Source organism: uncultured Nostoc sp. (genome assembly GCF_937863485.1).
Lineage (GTDB): Bacteria > Cyanobacteriota > Cyanobacteriia > Cyanobacteriales > Nostocaceae > Nostoc.
In genome coordinates, this window is record NZ_CALMFY010000243.1 from 22,590 (window position 1) to 37,631 (window position 15,042).

Sequence of the window (15,042 nt, forward strand, 5' to 3'; positions counted from 1 at the left end):
TTTTAGATTGAGATATGGGGCATTGGGGGGCATCGGGCATTGGTTTTATTCTCAATGCGCTATGCCCTATTCCCTATTCCCTAATTAACGATGAGCCAGTGCTTGCTCTTGTTCTTGCAGCCAACCCGCATTATCATTTTTGAAGGGTGAGAGGGCGCGTAAACGTTCCACAATACTGGGCATTACCTCTATCACTTGATCGATTTCGGCTTCTGTGGTGTAGCGACAAAGGCTGAAGCGAATGGAACCGTGCAAAGTTGTGTAGGGTAAGCCCATAGCCCGAAGGACGTGGGAAGGTTCTAGTGAGCCGGAGGTGCAAGCAGAACCGGATGAGGCACAGATACCGTATTTATTCAACGATAGTAAGATAGCTTCACCTTCAATATACTTGAAGCCGATATTGGTGGTGTTGGGCAATCTCTGCGTAGGGTCACCATTGACTACACAATCAGGAATTGTCGCCAGTAAAGTTTGTTCGAGGCGATCGCGCAGCCTTGTTTCTCTTTTGTTTGCTTCTTCTAAGTGTAACAGTTCAAGTTCCGCAGCTTTGCCTAAGGCAATAATTCCCGGAACATTCTCTGTTCCCGCCCTACGTCCGCGTTCTTGGTGTCCCCCAAGAATAAAGGGACGGAACCGAACCCCGCGCCGGATATACAAAGCACCAATTCCTTTCGGCCCGTGCAGCTTATGACCAGACACGGTTAACATATCCACGGTGCTAGTCTTCATATTCAAGGGGATTTTTCCCACTACTTGCACCGCATCTACATGGAAGATAGCGCCATATTCTTTGACCCGCAACCCAATCTGCTCAATCGGGAAAATCGTGCCGGTTTCGTTATTAGCATACATAATTGTCACCAGGGCGGTGTTACCCGTCAAGGAAGCTTCTAGTTCATCTAGATCCAGCTGCCCTTGATGATTTACTGAAAGATAGGTAACACTGTAACCTTGGGTTTCTAATTGTTTGCAGACATTAAGTACTGCCGGATGTTCAACTTGGGTGGTAACGATGTGTCGCTTTTCTGGGTGCGCCAATAGCGCAGCTCGAATCGCGGCGTTATCTCCCTCAGTTCCACAACTTGTGTAGACAATTTCTGACTGATCGGCTCCCAGGATGGCTGCAAGTTGTTCTCTTGCTGTTCTCAGTGCTTTACCGACTTGCCCACCAAAAGTATGCATACTGGAGGGATTGCCGTAATAGTCCGTCAGGTAAGGTAGCATTACCTCTATAACTTCTGAGTCTACCTTAGTGGTGGCATTATTATCGAGATAGATGCAGTTATTTTGCATTGTTGTTTTCAATTACGAATTACGATTTATTAAAGCTTCTGCTCCCATTGTTTGGGGCTGACGCTTTTGCAACTGTTCGGAGTATTTCTGAGAATAGCTGTTAAACCAACGTTCCCAGTAATCTTGTTTATTTGTTAATTTAGCAACTACGCGGTTGTAATCGGCAAACCAGCCTTCCCAATAATCGCTAGGCTGCTTAATGCAACCGTCGCATGTAGGACAACCAGCTTTACACTGAGGCACGGTATGAATGCTACCAATACAATTTGTACAAAGTTCAGGGTCAATCCAGTGCTGTCCGTCAACCACTTTAACTGCATTTGTGGGACATCCCGATAGACAGAGATTGCAGGAAATACACTGGCTAGTAATAATTTTGTAAGCCATTATTATTCTCCTTTTTTGGGCAAGGGGTATTGGGCAAACAGGGCATTGAGGATTGGGTTTAGGGCAAGGGCATTAGGGATAATTCTTGTCCCATGCCCTGTTTGACCCATGACGCCACTTGCTTCTCCTGTCGAAGACGCTCTTGCTAGCAAGATCCCCGTAGGGGTACAACCGGGGGAACCCCGGCAACGCAGTGGCTCCCCTATGCCCTATTCCTTATTCCCTAATTCCTTAACGTATTGCTCGTAAAACTCCAAAGCAACCTTCTCAATCACGTCGTAAGCTTCAACAGTCTGTATTCCAGCTTTTTGCAATTTTTCTTGAGGACTGTTACCAATCTTGGAGGCTAAAACTGCTTTGCAATCTGCGATCGCTTTCATAATATGCTCAAAAGAAGCTTCCTCGCCGTATCCACTTTGGCAGTATTGGTCAATTTTGCGATGACCGACAAAGCGAACTTCGCTACCATCCACTTCGTAAATTTGGAATTCTTTCGCATGACCGAAGTGCTGGTTAACCAATCCGCCGCCTTTGGTTGCTACTGCAACAAGGACTTTGGGATTGTTGGCAAATTTCTTGCCGACTAGCGCCTTGTCTTTGGCTACTTTCAGTTCTTCTTTAAACTTCTCAATACCGTCGTGAACTTCTTGGCGTTTGTCCATGTCGTATTCTGGAGTCATTTCCAAGAATTTCTCTTTGGAAAATTCTTGGCTGCGGTCTTCTCCCAATAATCCGACTGCATCGGCACGGCACTGGCGACAGTGACGCATCATTTTCATGTTACCAGAGCAATTGTCTTGAACTTCTTTGAGTTCTTTGGGTGTGGGGCCGCGTTGACCGGTTAAACCGAAGTGTGTGCCATGTTCTGGTGCAGAAATCAATGGCATGATGTTGTGCAAGAATGCACCTTTTTCACGAATGACTCGATTCACTTCGACTAAGTGCTGGTCATTAATTCCGGGAATCATCACGGAGTTAACTTTGCACAAGATGTCAGCATCTTTCAGGGCTTGCAATCCTTCCATCTGTCTTTCGTGGAGAATTTTCGCGCCTTCAAGACCTCTGTAACGCTTGCGCTTGTAGTGAACCCAAGGATAAATCTTAGCACCGATCTCTGGATCTACCATGTTAATGGTGATCGTAACGTGATCTATATTTAATTGTTTAATGCGATCGATGTAGTCAGGCAGCATTAAACCATTGGTTGATAAGCATAGCTTAATATCTGGTGCTTGCTCTGCAATCAACTCAAATGTGCGGAAAGTCTTATCTGGGTTCGCCAGTGGGTCGCCAGGGCCGGCAATTCCCACAACTGTCATTTGGGGTATCTTGCCGCCAATGACCAAAGCTTTGTGTGCTGCTTGTTCTGGTGTTAGCAATTCGCTAACTACTCCAGGACGGCTTTCGTTAGCGCAGTCATATTTGCGGTTGCAATAGTTGCATTGAATGTTGCAGGCTGGAGCAACTGCAACGTGCATCCGCGCGTAGTGGTGATGAGCGTCTTCGCTGTAGCAGGGATGTTTAGCAATGCGTTCTTCGAGCGTTTCATCCCTTTCCACGGTGGCGCTGCTGGTGCTGTCGCAGCCGCAACCACCTGATTTTGCTTGGGTTGGCGATTCCGTAGCGTTAGAGTTGAGGAGTCGTGTAGACGGTGATGTCATTGAGTTTCGCAAAAGGTCGGTGGACTTGGCTGCCACTGTGGGAGATGCTGTTGCTACTCTTTCATGCCCAGGAATTGAAGTCGCGTTTTCCACACTGCCTGCAAACCCTTGGGTTCGGGCGACTTGTGTTCAAGTAGGGCAGGCGATAGATATTTGATGTTCGGCTGGTGTGTGTCAATGTTCGGTTCTTGGGTAGAATTTGTGCTTACAGCCGCGACTTCTATTCACTTCAGGCATGGTGCTATGTCATCCCTCCACTCACTCTTCGCTTCGTTTTGTGTTGGAGCGTTAAGTGATTGGCGATATAAGAGTTATATCAGCCGTCTCCTAGCCAGACGGTGCGTCTATCTAGGATAGAATTTATTGGATTTATTACGCTTGTACTCAAATAATAAAAACCCTAATTCTTCAAGCATTACAAGAATTAAAAAATTTTTTTTCAGGTAGGGGTTCTAGTATTTTTTGGTTGGGGTTCTAGTGTTTATGGACAGGGGTTCAGGATTTATTTGTACTCAGCCCAAATCCTATTCCAGCAAGGAATTTAATCTACTTGCAACTGGGTTTGGGTTATTTTAATGTGTACTCAGATTGCCCTCAAATTTCGTCAAAAGCAATAAATGCCAAGGGTTTGAGGGTGAAAAACTGGAGTAATCTATATCGTTCTACTCCAGAAATGTACGAAATTTAATTCTGTATCTAACATATCATTTTTTTGAGGGTAAAAATGCACTTCATCTTTTTTTAATTTTTGCTTTGGCAATGATATTCAATTGTGGTTATAAATCTTATCTGGCAAGCTATACAGGCTTGGGGAAATAGATGTATTGCTGCACATATTTTTCAAAAGGTTTAAGTTTTCAGTTCTTTTTTTTATTCCCACAATTAGGAGATGGGTAGGAAACTCTCAGATTTTGTGTTTGAAAGAAACAACAAACTATAATCTAACATGATTGAGCGATCGCAATGAATTTTCTTGATTGCTCACTACAAACCTTGGCGAAAAACCTAACCCCCTAACCCCCTTCCCCATGCTGTAAGGGCGAAAATTTAAAGTCTCTGACGCCACGTGCTTCTCCCTTGGCGTTAGCCTCTCCCTTTGGGAGAAGGGGAGACGCTGCGCGAACAAGTCGGCAGAGCCGCCCAACGCAGTGGCTCCTCCTTTTAGGAGAAAGAAATAGAAGTGGGGTTTTCCAGATACCGTGATAAATCTGGGACTTTAAATGGCTTTAGCGCAAAGGCAAAGGCGTTGGCGTAGCCTTTAGTAGAGTTGCCGGTCGTAGGGCATCACTCTTTGTTGCTGATACTACTTAGCTACAATCAAACCAAGCGTGAAAAATCTTAGTTATGATAGCCATCCTCCAACAGCCGTCAAAAATGGCCGTTGAGGAATATCTGGAATGGGAAACTCAGCAAGACCTTCGCTACGAATATATCGCTCTCACAAACCAAAAAAGTCCTCCAACCCAACGGAATTTATATCACCACAGTACCTTGCCCTGAAGTCTTCAGAGCGTCTTAACAGCGTTCCTTCCTGGTCAAAAAGCTAAATTTTTCTTTAAGAAACCCAGCACTCAAGATTTGGTTTATCTTAAAGAATTGATAAAAGCGGGTAAAATTCGTATGGTGATTGATTGCACATATCCCTTAGAATAACTAGCCACTGCTCATAGTTATAGCGAAAGTGAACGTGCAGTTGGAAAAATTGCGTTGGCGCAGCCCGTCGTAGACATCGCGGTTTTCAGTTGATTGGAGGACAGTAAGGTGAGTGGTTGATTTAGCTGGGGCAGAGGAGCATCCCAAATTTGCAAAGAAAATTTGGTGTTACTTAACCTGTACTCACGGCGTGTAGGAGAGCTTGTAGATAGTACCGCTCTGGTCATCCGAAATTAACAAATTACCTTGCTGATCGACTGCCATATCCACCGGTCGCCCCCAGACTTCTTGCGTTCCTGGAACTAGCCAATCGGTGACTAAATCTATCTCGTCCCCTAGAGTCTTTGTCGTACTATTCCAGGGAAAGTAAGCTATTTTGTAGCCCGTTTTCTTGTCCCGATTCCATGAACCATGCAGCCCCACCACTACCCCATTTGAGTACAAGCTGGGAAATTTAGTATTTTGTAAGAAGGTTAGTCCCAAGGGAGCCGAATGGGCTGGGATACCCTTGCTAATTCTGTCCAATGCATTGCAATAAATATGTCCATCACGATTGAACTGATAGTCGCGGTCAAAGGGCATATTGTTAAAGCCATTTGCCGTGTCAGGATTGGGGTTGCAAAATGGCCAACCGTAGTTACCGCCATCTCGGACTTTCGTCAACTCCTCCGGCGGGTGGTTGTCCACATAAGACTGGATAACCTTACCGTATTTGCCACTGCCATCGTTGTAGGGATAGGCGATGTTGTCTCGATTATTTACGGCTACCCAAAGGTCATTTGTGTTAGGTAAGAATGCTAATCCTTCGGCATTGCGTAAACCTTGGGCAAAAAGCCGCCGATTGGTTCCATTAGCGTTGTACTGGTAAATCGCGCCGCGCTTTGGGTTGCTGACAGTATCTGCCGTGCAGGCATTGCACGTAGAGGCGATCGACACATACAGTTTGTGATTGGCATCAAGTGCGATATTTTTCAGTTCGTGACCATAAGTGCCTTTGAGTTCCGATGTGCTGTTATCTGGTAAACCAGTTATAACGATTTGCCGATTTTTTGCAATTCGGTCTCCAGAGTTGTAGATGAAGCGGTTAATTTGATGAGTCTCAGAGATATAAATGTATGTGGTGTTATCAATCTTATGAAACACAATGTCGTGTGGCTGGCGTAGACCCGTTACGAAGTCAGAAATAATTGGGTTATTGCTGCCATTTGACCGGACAATTAACACTTTACCGGTACTGGGCTGTGACACTAGAAGATCTCCATTGGGAGCAACTGCTATAAAGCGAGCCTTGTTAATCCGAGCATAAACAGAGATGGAGAAGTTGGGTGGCACTTTCAAGTAACGGTTAATATTGAAGGGCGCAGAACTCATTGCACTAGGCACTTTCACCTTGGTTTGAACAGATGCAGCTGGCGGGGCACCGAACGCTGGGGTGGGAAGAACCTCTAAGGATATCAGACTAGTAAGTGAGGCGATCAAACTAACTAACGATCCGGATAGTATGCGTCCGAATATTGTTGGATTTAGATCAAACAACTTTGAACTTCCTTCTACTGTGGTAGTGATTTATATTACACCTGACTATTTGCTGGTCAAGAGTTAGAGCTAGCTTAACCCATAAGTGGACATTTTTTACAATACTTCGTTAGGCATACTTTTGTAATCGGATTTTTTCCTAATTCATCTAAAAATGGGTGAACTGAGAGTTACAAACAAAGGCAGAGCGATCGCTTTCACAAACCAAAAAGTCCTCAAATCGAACGGTGTTTATATTACCACAGCCTAGCCATTAAACCGTTGTGCAGAGCGTCTTCACAGCATTACTTCCCGGTCAAAAGCTAAATTTATCCTTGACAAACGCAACTTTAAGGACTCGGTTTTTCTCAAAGAATTGATTAAAGCAGGTAAAATTCGTGCAGTAATTGCACATATCCCTTACAAGAATTAGCGGCGGCTCATAGTTATAGCGTGAGCGTGCAGTGAGGATTGCGTTGGCGCAGCCTGTCGTAGACATCGCAGTTTCCAATTGATTTGAAAAACCAACGCCAAACTAACCCCCTAACCCCCTTCCCGACGCAGGAAGGGGGAAAATTCAAAGTCTCTGACGCCACGTGCTTCTCCCTTGGCGTTAGCCTCTCCCTTTGGGAGAAGGGGAGACGCTGCGCGAACAAGTCGGCAGAGCCGCCCAACGCAGTGGCTCCTCCTTTTAGGAGAGAGAAATAGAAGTGAGGTTTTCCAGATACCTGTGATATTTCTGCAATAACCCTGAAATTCGGAAACATTACTCAAGCTAGTGGATATACTCGTAATCAAACTCTCAACAGAAGCGAGTATTATGCCAGACTTGTTAGCTATTTGGGGTGTAACTCAGGCCGCCGGGTTGATTTTTAAACCTATTTTGGAAGACTTAGCCAAAGATGCTGCTAAAGATTGGGCTAAAGATTTATTAAAAGGTATCCCTGGCAAGATTGTCCAGAAACTTAAGAAGGAAGACATAGAAATTGCTGCTGGGAAAGCGTTAAAGGAATTTTTGCAACTCATGCAGCAGCAGTTAAAGGTTCGTTGCAAACTTGCTGAACCTGAGATTAAAGATTACACCAAAGACATCAAGAAATTTATCAGCAATAAGTCGGTTACAGGAACTCTTGGTAAGGCTTTTGATATTAATTGTGAATCTCTATAGTACAAACTACAGTAGTGCAAGAACTAGCACAGGGATGGAAAAATCAACTTGATATTTTATCTTTCGTCTTATCTTTTCTCAAAAAATATGTTCAACGTGATAATTTACACTATATCAAACACAACGTAATGAAAGAACTTATTAAGAGTTGGCTGACTAGTCCTGAAATTTATGATTTCCTTTATGAATGTGCTGTTGATGATTCCTTTAATCCGATATTTTGGGTTTTCCCAACTGATAGCACCTCTAATAGGAATCAGGTTCCTTCCCGGCAAATAGCACTTGAGGCAATCATTGAGCAATATCCTCATTCTCAGCATCCCCAGACTTTAACACTGTTGCGCGATCGCACAGAGAATGACCCAGATGAAAAAGTGCGGTAATTTGCTCAGAAGAAGTTAAAGCAGTGGCAAGGGTAAATGTAAGCTGAGTATATCCCCAAAAAAATTAGAGAACTCAAAAGCTTGTTATTGCAAGCAGGGTTTACTTATAAACCTGCAAAGGGTAGCCACAGTAAATGGATGCATCCGCAATTGCCTAAAGCTATCATTATCGCTGGCAAATATGGTAGCGACGCCAAACCTTATTTAGAAAAGCAAGTCAATGAAGCACTAGAAGAACTAAATAAAATTAAAGAAGACGAGGAGACAGAAGAATGAAATATACAATCGTGATTCAATGGTCAGAAGAAGACCAATGTTATGTGGTTTTGCTACCTGAGTTTACGCATATAATGCAGCCTTGTACTCACGGAGAGACTTACGAAGAAGCTCTAAAAAATGCTCAAGAAGTTTTAGAAATGCTGATTGAATCATCTTTAGCTGATGGTGAAACTCTACCAAAGCCTAAGACGCTAGGAAAATCTTTGGAAGTTGCACAGATAAGCAAAGAGAGTAGTGGTAAATCAAGAGAGTGAAAATGTAAACAGAGGCTATACTAAGAAAATTTACTATTCACAGTTGAAACTGCAAAAGAAAGGCTCGCAAAAACTGAAGGTCTTACAGGAAATAATAAGCGAGAGTTAGATTATTTCCTCACGCTAGAGCATATTATGCTACTAGCAAAAGCAAAAGCTCGTCAGTACATCAGCGCGGAGTAAGTAATCAAAATGTCTGAACAAGCTCAGGCTCAACTCAGTACAAGTGCGCTCACCAGCCGCTCAGTAACCATCGTAGACATTGCATCCACCAATGGTAATTCTATAAGAAAATCTATTGACGGTTGCTAGTGGGCAACGGTCAATAGACTTTTTTAAGTTTCTTGAAGAAAAGTAGGTGCTTATTAATAAACGTTAGTAGGATAAGTGGGAGTAAGAAACAACTAATGGGTCATGTAATTAAGTCCATTAGTAGTTAAGACTGGCGCTAAAGTAACTTAACCCAAAAAACAGGATAAATTACTTAAAATGCCACACTTGATTCCTGTAGAGACACGATTCGCTGTCGTGTCTTTACATTTAATAATTTCCATCTACTAAACTTCATATGTCTGCATATTCCCCTAACTTAGTGATGTTTCTTGGGTTTATTGCTGTGGTCATAGTAGTTTGCATCACCACTACCAATTGCAGTATTTGTATTACCATACTTGGTATTACCAACTTCACCAACAATAATCACCGTCTTATTACCACCTGATTTTTTACCACCACCAGACAAATTGGCTTCTTCATTGGTGCTTAATGGGGTAAACAATGTACTTTCGATCATTTTGATTCTCCTTTGATTGTTAGCAATTTAAGTCATGCCAAACACTTTGATACCTTACTTGTTCCACTAGTAGTAGGTAAGTGAGGGTCGTAAATTATACTAGGCTGTTAATTGCCTGGTGTTTCGGCATAAAAATAATCATATCAGGGAAAACGCATCGAAATTACTCTTGATCATAAAAAAGTTTAAAATCAACAAAAAATCAGCATTTATCGTTTAATTGGCTTTTCTAGACCCCATCTTACGCACTTCATTCTGTAATACGCGATGAATGATTTCCAACATCGTAATACACGACGAATGATTTCCAACATCTGGCTAATGGTGGTTAAATAGCATTACAAATCACCAAAAATTCCCAGTATTAATTACTTAATAGGCTATAAAAATTTATTTACTGGTAAGTGCTTACAGTAAAATTATACGAAAATGTGCGATCGCATCCACCAATGGGAATTCTATACTTAGCAAAACTTGCTACTTAACCACTAGAACTACCAAGGTAGATATACAATGGCCTATCAAAATATTACAGCCTCCCTTTCACCACAAGATATTCAAGAAGTTAAAGCCGCGCTACAGAAAGTCCAACAAAAGCTCCCCTTCCTGATTACTCTTAGCACGGAAGAACGGCGGAAGTTGGTAAAAATGGGCGATAAAAGCCTAGCCTTTGTGAATAATAGCGTCACTGCTGCTCAGTCTAACCCCGAAATCCTTCCAGCCACTTTTGACGTTGAAGAACTTGTTCGGGATTATCAATTAGCTGCTGTGCTGACTGAACTTTTAATCTCAATCCAGCAACTCACTGAACAGGTAGATGATACCCTAATGGCAGTCGGTAGTGAAGCTATGACTAGCAGTTTGACTGTTTATGATTACGTCAAGACAGCATCAAAAAAGACTCCAGGCTTAAAAAGTGTCGCTGAACAGTTGGGCGAACGCTTTAAAGCTATTGGTAAAGGGAAATCTGTAAAAATTTCTGTCTCTTGATAAATTAACACTCGTAGGCAGTCTGATATCATTTTCAAAAATCTTTGCAATATAGGGCTTCTCGTTTGTATGCAATCCACTTTCACCTCACTTCTATTCCTGTGTCCTAAAAGGAGAAAGGCTTTGAATCTTACTCCCCTTCCTTTGTAGCGAAGGGGTTAAGGGTTAGGTTTCTATTGCACTCAACACAGAAGCACTATAAATAAATTTGCTGTAAGGGCGTACAGATGTACGCCCTTACTTTGTTCATCCACCTCTAAACTCCGTCAACGAGTCTTTGAACTGGATAAATCCACCTCTAAACTCCGTCGTCGAGTATTTGAACTGGATGAATCCACCTCTGAACTCCGTCGTCGAGTATTTGAACTGGATGAATCCACCTCTGAACTCCGTCAACGAGTCTTTGAACTGGATGAATCCACCTTTTATCTCCGTCGCCGAGTATTTGAACTGGATGAATCCACTTCTACAGGTTTCGTGGGTAGAGGCAAATAGCTGTGCTACCCTACAGCGATGAGAACATTTACCTATTCTGCTATTCTAATATTTTGCGTAGACGCGAAGCGGCTTGCCGAAGGCATCGCTATTCCCACACATCTATATAATAAGAAAATATCTAATATGAGCTATAACTATATTTTGAAACGTATATATACATACAGACAGCAAATCCTAAGAGAAAATAAAGAAACTTGTCTTTCGCCTAACTAAATAATAGGATACTAATAGTAGTAGCATATACAAAAAATTGATTTTTAATCTCATCAAACTCATATTTGAGTGCATCTGAGTACAACTTAATCTATTGCAAAATCTCTTGACTAAATCTTAGCAAACTCTTACAGGTAAAGTTTCTTGTAGCGAGTACAGAAATTCTTAAACCCTGCCCCAAAAATACTAGTACCCCTATCATTAAATACTAGCGCCCCTACCCCAAGACATATTTTAAGTTTATCTTAAGTCGGAGTTTCGGCGTTTGAGTACAACTTTAATCAATCCAATAAATCCAATCAGCATTGGGTTTCCTGTCCAGTTGGAAGTCGCCTGATATAAGCATAAAAATAGCACAAGGCTCTTTCAACCAGATAGACAGTACCGATGCAACAGTCTTTAGACAATATCAAGAATCCCCAGACTATCAAAACGCAGGATTCTGCACATACATCCCTGCTGAAAAATCTCTTCTCTGGCGTTTTTTTTGAGCCATTATTGAGTGATTTTCGCATTATCTTTGAGCGCGATCCAGCAGCATGTAATTGGCTAGAGGTGGTGTTTTGCTATCCCGGATTGCACGCACTCTGTTTGCATCGTCTTGCTCACTGGTTACATGGTCGAGGAGTGGGTTTTATTCCCCGGTTTATTTCTCATTTAGGACGATTTTTGACCGGAATTGAAATTCACCCAGGTGCAGAGATTGGTCAGGGTGTGTTTATCGACCACGGAATGGGTGTTGTGATTGGCGAAACTGCGATCGTGGGCGACTATACACTGATTTACCAGGGCGTCACCCTTGGCGGGACTGGTAAACAAAGCGGTAAGCGTCATCCCACAGTGGGTAAAAATGCAGTGATCGGGGCGGGTGCGAAAGTTTTGGGTAATCTTGAAATTGGCGATCGCGTCCGTATTGGTGCAGGTTCGATTGTCTTACGGAATATCCCCAGCGATTGCACAGTCGTGGGAGTTCCCGGTCGAATTATTTCCCGAAATGAAAACGCCAGCCTTTCTCCTTTAGAACATGGAAAGCTACCCGATGTGGAAGCAACGGTGATTTATTCTTTGCTCTCACGCATTGAACAACTCGAAAAACAACTGCAAACTTTAGAAATGAGGAAACAGCAGACAGGAGTTAGTAGTAAGTAATTATTCTCCTTCATCCCCGTCATCTTCCCCACTTTGCCAATATGAGAGAATTAAATGCCTCACAACTTAGTTCTGAGCCTTTAGGCGATCAAGTTTTGCAAATTCCTTTGAGCGATCGCTGGCGAATCTATCACCGTTTGCAAGAGTTAAAAATTAATAGTTCTTGTCCCCCCGATGGTTCTTTACGAGTGCAAGTGAACAATTTGCTAGAAGTAATTCTAATTCGCAGTACAGTTATGCAATTTCTTGCTTCTCGTCAGGAATTATTGAAGTGGCTAGAGCGTTGCTGGCATTACAGTGATGAAAAATGAAGTGTTTTTGTTAAACCTAATTCAGACATTATTAATCTTGAATTCATGACGCAGGCACTGCACTTCATACTTTTTGTTCATAGATGCACAAACTTATTCGATGTTTAGAAGTTGAAGCTACTGTCCGCTAGCAGATTTTGTTGCAGACTGAGAGGGATTAACCGAGTTTTAGATTTTGTTTAGTCTACTAAATCTGAAATTTCCCTGACATCTAGCGACAATTACAAGGGCAAAATTACCAAACAAGACTGGAAATTTCTGATTTTTAATTTTTTCCCAAATTAATAAATTGAAAGTTCAATCAATTATGCCTACTCGGAACAGAGATATAAAACTCCTCAATTTTTTGCACAAGGAACTTGAACTTTCAAATGCGGATATTGCTGTAGCTTTGCGACACCGTGAGTCAGAAAATGGCCCGTTAGCCATGCTCCTCTGGCAGTATGGTTTAGTTGACTTGGAGCAGCTAGAAAAGATTTTTGACTGGCTAGCAGAACACAGTTAGCTAATTTGTACCCATTACCTTTGAGTACCATCATCTGCCTAAATTACACCCCAATGCTCTAGAAAATCTGAGGTTACCAAGATGATTACATCCTTAATTGCTGGATTCTGTGTCTTACTTTGTTCCGGATTTGCTAATAGCTATATTAGTTCATTGCTACTCGAACAAACTTCAACTGACATCGGTAAAAACGATTAGTAAAATATACATGGTTTTAGTTCCCTGTCATACAGATGTAATGCTGATAATCGGTCAATAATTAAGGATCATGTATCCTACATTATGAATTGTGATATTTTTAGCATTTACCATCGCTGGGGATTGTAGAGAGAAAGGATATTAAGAATACTTCCAAGAGAGGGATATTTGCAATGAATCAAATCATAATTAATGACACTACATTGCGTGATGGCGAACAAGCAGCAGGTGTTGCTTTTAACCTAGAAGAAAAAGTAGCGATCGCTAAATTTCTCGATGCCATTGGTATTCCCGAATTAGAAGTTGGTATACCAGCAATGGGTGACGAAGAAACACGAGCGATCGCAGCAATTTCTAACTTAGATTTACAAGCAAAACTCCTGGGCTGGAACCGTGCTGTGATCTCAGATATTAAGGCTTCTATCGCTTGCGGTCTGAACCGGGTGCATATCGCCATTCCCGTCTCTGGTATCCAAATCGCCGCCAAATTCCACGGTCAATGGCGAGTAAGTTTGCAAAAACTCAAAGACTGTATCAGCTTCGCCGTCGATCAAGGTCTTTGGGTAGCAGTCGGCGGAGAAGATTCTTCTAGGGCTGATGAAAACTTTCTCTTAGATGTAGCACTTTATGCTCAAGAATGGGGTGCATCTCGGTTCCGCTTCTGCGATACCGTAGGAGTTCTCGATCCTTTCACGACCTACACAAAGGTCAAACGGCTGGTTTCAGCTTTGATGATTCCCCTAGAAATCCACACCCACAATGATTTTGGTCTGGCAACAGCGAATGCCCTTGCGGGTATCAAAGCTGGAGCCTTATCAGTGAATACCACAGTCAACGGATTGGGTGAAAGGGCGGGAAATGCAGCGCTAGAAGAAGTTGTGATGGCGATTAAACGCATCTATGGCGTTGATTTGGGTATCAACACTCGCAGTTTGCTGGAACTGTCTCAACTAGTTGCAGCTGCATCAGGTGCAGATGTACCACCCTGGAAAGCGATCGTTGGCGAAAATACCTTTGCTCACGAATCTGGCATTCATGCTCACGGAGTACTACAAAACCCCATCACCTACGAACCATTTGCTCCCGAAGAGGTGGGTTGGGAACGGCGTTTAGTATTAGGAAAACATTCTGGACGGCATTTGGTTTCAAACTTGCTAGAGCAGCATGGAATTTTCTTGAACTCTCAAGAAACCCAGTCTGTTTTAGACGCAGTGCGCCATCAATCGGTACAGAAAAAACGCAGCCTGACTACAGAAGAACTATTAAATTTGGTCAGAGAACAGAGGTATTCTCATGCAACGCGATGAATTAGAACTAAACTTGCCACCGGCTTTTGAAATTGGTGAAAAAGTCAGAGTTCGCAAACTGCTCAAGAACGATGGTACTTTTCCTGGTAAAGAAGTCGGGCAAGTTTTAGTGAAAAAAGGAGATATCGGTTACATAGCAAGTATAGGCACATATTTGCAGAGTTCATATATCTATGCTGTGCATTTCTTAGAAACAGGGTTTGTCGTCGGCTGTAAGAAAAATGAACTAGAATCTGTTGAGGAATCTCATGAAAGTAATGCTACGCATGAATGACGCCGGTACCTTAGTAGTCTACGTTGCTAAAAAAGACCTTGAGGAAGAAGTAGTCAAACAAACCGATGGAAATGATGGCAAGATTCTCACCCTAGCAAATGGTTGGGAATTGGAATTTCGTGATTTGCCAGACACAGCAAATTTACCGCAAACTGTAGAAGCTAAACGCCTCTCGTAAAAAAAAAGTTAGGAGTGATGAATGATAATTTAT

Annotated in this window: 17 protein-coding genes and 2 pseudogenes; 14 read left to right on the forward strand and 5 right to left on the reverse strand. The window is 42.5% G+C overall.

Features of this window, described 5'->3' with window-relative positions:
• Window positions 1-84 precede the first annotated feature (84 nt).
• The 3 genes from nifS to nifB all read right to left on the reverse strand — a co-directional run bounded on the left by nifS (window position 85) and on the right by nifB (window position 3,341).
• Entirely contained in the window at window positions 85-1,293 is a 1,209-nt protein-coding gene (nifS, locus tag Q0541_RS33145) for a cysteine desulfurase NifS (RefSeq protein WP_298921128.1), read from the reverse strand.
• 12 nt (window positions 1,294-1,305) lie between these two features.
• Window positions 1,306-1,680: a 4Fe-4S binding protein gene (locus tag Q0541_RS33150; RefSeq protein WP_298921130.1), complete on the reverse strand. Its 375-nt coding sequence runs from the start codon at window positions 1,678-1,680 to the stop codon at window positions 1,306-1,308.
• Window positions 1,681-1,889: 209 nt separating this feature from the next.
• On the reverse strand, window positions 1,890-3,341 hold the full coding sequence (nifB, locus tag Q0541_RS33155) for a nitrogenase cofactor biosynthesis protein NifB (RefSeq protein ID WP_298921239.1): 1,452 nt from the start codon (window positions 3,339-3,341) through the stop codon (window positions 1,890-1,892).
• A gap of 1,344 nt (window positions 3,342-4,685) precedes the next feature.
• Between nifB and Q0541_RS33160 the strand changes: the two are divergent.
• Window positions 4,686-4,775, forward strand: a pseudogene (locus Q0541_RS33160) (Uma2 family endonuclease); the annotation flags it as partial.
• Window positions 4,776-4,788: 13 nt separating this feature from the next.
• Window positions 4,789-5,087, forward strand: a pseudogene (locus Q0541_RS33165) (zinc-binding dehydrogenase); the annotation flags it as partial.
• Window positions 5,088-5,177: 90 nt separating this feature from the next.
• Here Q0541_RS33165 and Q0541_RS33170 read toward each other — a convergent pair.
• Window positions 5,178-6,530 (reverse strand): PQQ-dependent sugar dehydrogenase, encoded by a 1,353-nt coding sequence (locus Q0541_RS33170; protein ID WP_298921133.1) that lies wholly within the window; start codon window positions 6,528-6,530, stop codon window positions 5,178-5,180.
• A gap of 799 nt (window positions 6,531-7,329) precedes the next feature.
• Between Q0541_RS33170 and Q0541_RS33175 the strand changes: the two genes are divergently transcribed.
• From Q0541_RS33175 to Q0541_RS33190, 4 genes are read left to right on the forward strand one after another with little or no spacing between them, the layout of a single operon-like run.
• Complete coding sequence (locus tag Q0541_RS33175; protein WP_298921135.1) at window positions 7,330-7,677, forward strand: hypothetical protein; 348 nt, start codon at window positions 7,330-7,332, stop codon at window positions 7,675-7,677.
• 14 nt (window positions 7,678-7,691) lie between these two features.
• On the forward strand, window positions 7,692-8,060 hold the full coding sequence (locus Q0541_RS33180; protein WP_298921137.1) for a hypothetical protein: 369 nt from the start codon (window positions 7,692-7,694) through the stop codon (window positions 8,058-8,060).
• A 51-nt stretch (window positions 8,061-8,111) separates the two neighbouring features.
• Window positions 8,112-8,336, forward strand: a complete 225-nt coding sequence (locus tag Q0541_RS33185) for a type II toxin-antitoxin system HicA family toxin (protein ID WP_298921241.1) — start codon at window positions 8,112-8,114, stop codon at window positions 8,334-8,336.
• Window positions 8,333-8,593: a type II toxin-antitoxin system HicB family antitoxin gene (locus tag Q0541_RS33190; protein WP_298921139.1), complete on the forward strand. Its 261-nt coding sequence runs from the start codon at window positions 8,333-8,335 to the stop codon at window positions 8,591-8,593. Before Q0541_RS33185 ends, Q0541_RS33190 begins: the two co-directional genes overlap by 4 nt.
• Before the next feature lie 589 nt (window positions 8,594-9,182).
• Here the strand turns inward: Q0541_RS33190 and Q0541_RS33195 are convergent.
• Window positions 9,183-9,386 (reverse strand): hypothetical protein, encoded by a 204-nt coding sequence (locus Q0541_RS33195; protein WP_298921141.1) that lies wholly within the window; start codon window positions 9,384-9,386, stop codon window positions 9,183-9,185.
• A gap of 513 nt (window positions 9,387-9,899) precedes the next feature.
• On the opposite strand from Q0541_RS33195, the gene Q0541_RS33200 reads away from it, so the two are divergent.
• The 8 genes from Q0541_RS33200 to nifT all read left to right on the forward strand — a co-directional run bounded on the left by Q0541_RS33200 (window position 9,900) and on the right by nifT (window position 15,009).
• Complete coding sequence (locus Q0541_RS33200) at window positions 9,900-10,376, forward strand: hypothetical protein (RefSeq protein ID WP_298921143.1); 477 nt, start codon at window positions 9,900-9,902, stop codon at window positions 10,374-10,376.
• A gap of 277 nt (window positions 10,377-10,653) precedes the next feature.
• Window positions 10,654-10,893 (forward strand): hypothetical protein, encoded by a 240-nt coding sequence (locus tag Q0541_RS33205; RefSeq protein WP_298921145.1) that lies wholly within the window; start codon window positions 10,654-10,656, stop codon window positions 10,891-10,893.
• 581 nt (window positions 10,894-11,474) lie between these two features.
• Entirely contained in the window at window positions 11,475-12,236 is a 762-nt protein-coding gene (cysE, locus tag Q0541_RS33210) for a serine O-acetyltransferase (RefSeq protein WP_298921147.1), read from the forward strand.
• Window positions 12,237-12,277: 41 nt separating this feature from the next.
• Entirely contained in the window at window positions 12,278-12,547 is a 270-nt protein-coding gene (locus Q0541_RS33215) for an Asr1405/Asl0597 family protein (protein ID WP_298921149.1), read from the forward strand.
• Between the two features lie 307 nt (window positions 12,548-12,854).
• On the forward strand, window positions 12,855-13,052 hold the full coding sequence (locus Q0541_RS33220; protein ID WP_273768326.1) for a DUF2949 domain-containing protein: 198 nt from the start codon (window positions 12,855-12,857) through the stop codon (window positions 13,050-13,052).
• A 371-nt stretch (window positions 13,053-13,423) separates the two neighbouring features.
• Window positions 13,424-14,557: a homocitrate synthase gene (nifV, locus tag Q0541_RS33225; RefSeq protein ID WP_298921152.1), complete on the forward strand. Its 1,134-nt coding sequence runs from the start codon at window positions 13,424-13,426 to the stop codon at window positions 14,555-14,557.
• Window positions 14,544-14,831 carry a nitrogen fixation protein NifZ gene (locus tag Q0541_RS33230; protein ID WP_273768324.1) on the forward strand — a complete coding sequence of 96 codons (288 nt, stop codon included), beginning with the start codon at window positions 14,544-14,546 and terminating at the stop codon, window positions 14,829-14,831. The genes nifV and Q0541_RS33230 overlap by 14 nt, the downstream gene beginning before the upstream one ends.
• On the forward strand, window positions 14,806-15,009 hold the full coding sequence (nifT, locus tag Q0541_RS33235) for a putative nitrogen fixation protein NifT (RefSeq protein WP_298921155.1): 204 nt from the start codon (window positions 14,806-14,808) through the stop codon (window positions 15,007-15,009). Before Q0541_RS33230 ends, nifT begins: the two co-directional genes overlap by 26 nt.
• The last annotated feature ends 33 nt before the right edge of the window (window positions 15,010-15,042 follow it).

Excerpts from the sequence above, each read along its gene's own strand:
- nifS (WP_298921128.1), bottom strand. The coding sequence starts at position 1,293 with ATGCAAAATAACTGCATCTATCTCGATAATAATGCCACCACTAAGGTA.
- Q0541_RS33150 (WP_298921130.1), bottom strand. The coding sequence starts at position 1,680 with ATGGCTTACAAAATTATTACTAGCCAGTGTATTTCCTGCAATCTCTGT.
- nifB (WP_298921239.1), bottom strand. The coding sequence starts at position 3,341 with ATGACATCACCGTCTACACGACTCCTCAACTCTAACGCTACGGAATCG.
- Q0541_RS33175 (WP_298921135.1), top strand. The coding sequence starts at position 7,330 with ATGCCAGACTTGTTAGCTATTTGGGGTGTAACTCAGGCCGCCGGGTTG.
- Q0541_RS33190 (WP_298921139.1), top strand. The coding sequence starts at position 8,333 with ATGAAATATACAATCGTGATTCAATGGTCAGAAGAAGACCAATGTTAT.
- Q0541_RS33195 (WP_298921141.1), bottom strand. The coding sequence starts at position 9,386 with ATGATCGAAAGTACATTGTTTACCCCATTAAGCACCAATGAAGAAGCC.
- Q0541_RS33200 (WP_298921143.1), top strand. The coding sequence starts at position 9,900 with ATGGCCTATCAAAATATTACAGCCTCCCTTTCACCACAAGATATTCAA.
- cysE (WP_298921147.1), top strand. The coding sequence starts at position 11,475 with ATGCAACAGTCTTTAGACAATATCAAGAATCCCCAGACTATCAAAACG.
- Q0541_RS33215 (WP_298921149.1), top strand. The coding sequence starts at position 12,278 with ATGAGAGAATTAAATGCCTCACAACTTAGTTCTGAGCCTTTAGGCGAT.
- Q0541_RS33220 (WP_273768326.1), top strand. The coding sequence starts at position 12,855 with ATGCCTACTCGGAACAGAGATATAAAACTCCTCAATTTTTTGCACAAG.
- nifV (WP_298921152.1), top strand. The coding sequence starts at position 13,424 with ATGAATCAAATCATAATTAATGACACTACATTGCGTGATGGCGAACAA.
- Q0541_RS33230 (WP_273768324.1), top strand. The coding sequence starts at position 14,544 with ATGCAACGCGATGAATTAGAACTAAACTTGCCACCGGCTTTTGAAATT.
- nifT (WP_298921155.1), top strand. The coding sequence starts at position 14,806 with ATGAAAGTAATGCTACGCATGAATGACGCCGGTACCTTAGTAGTCTAC.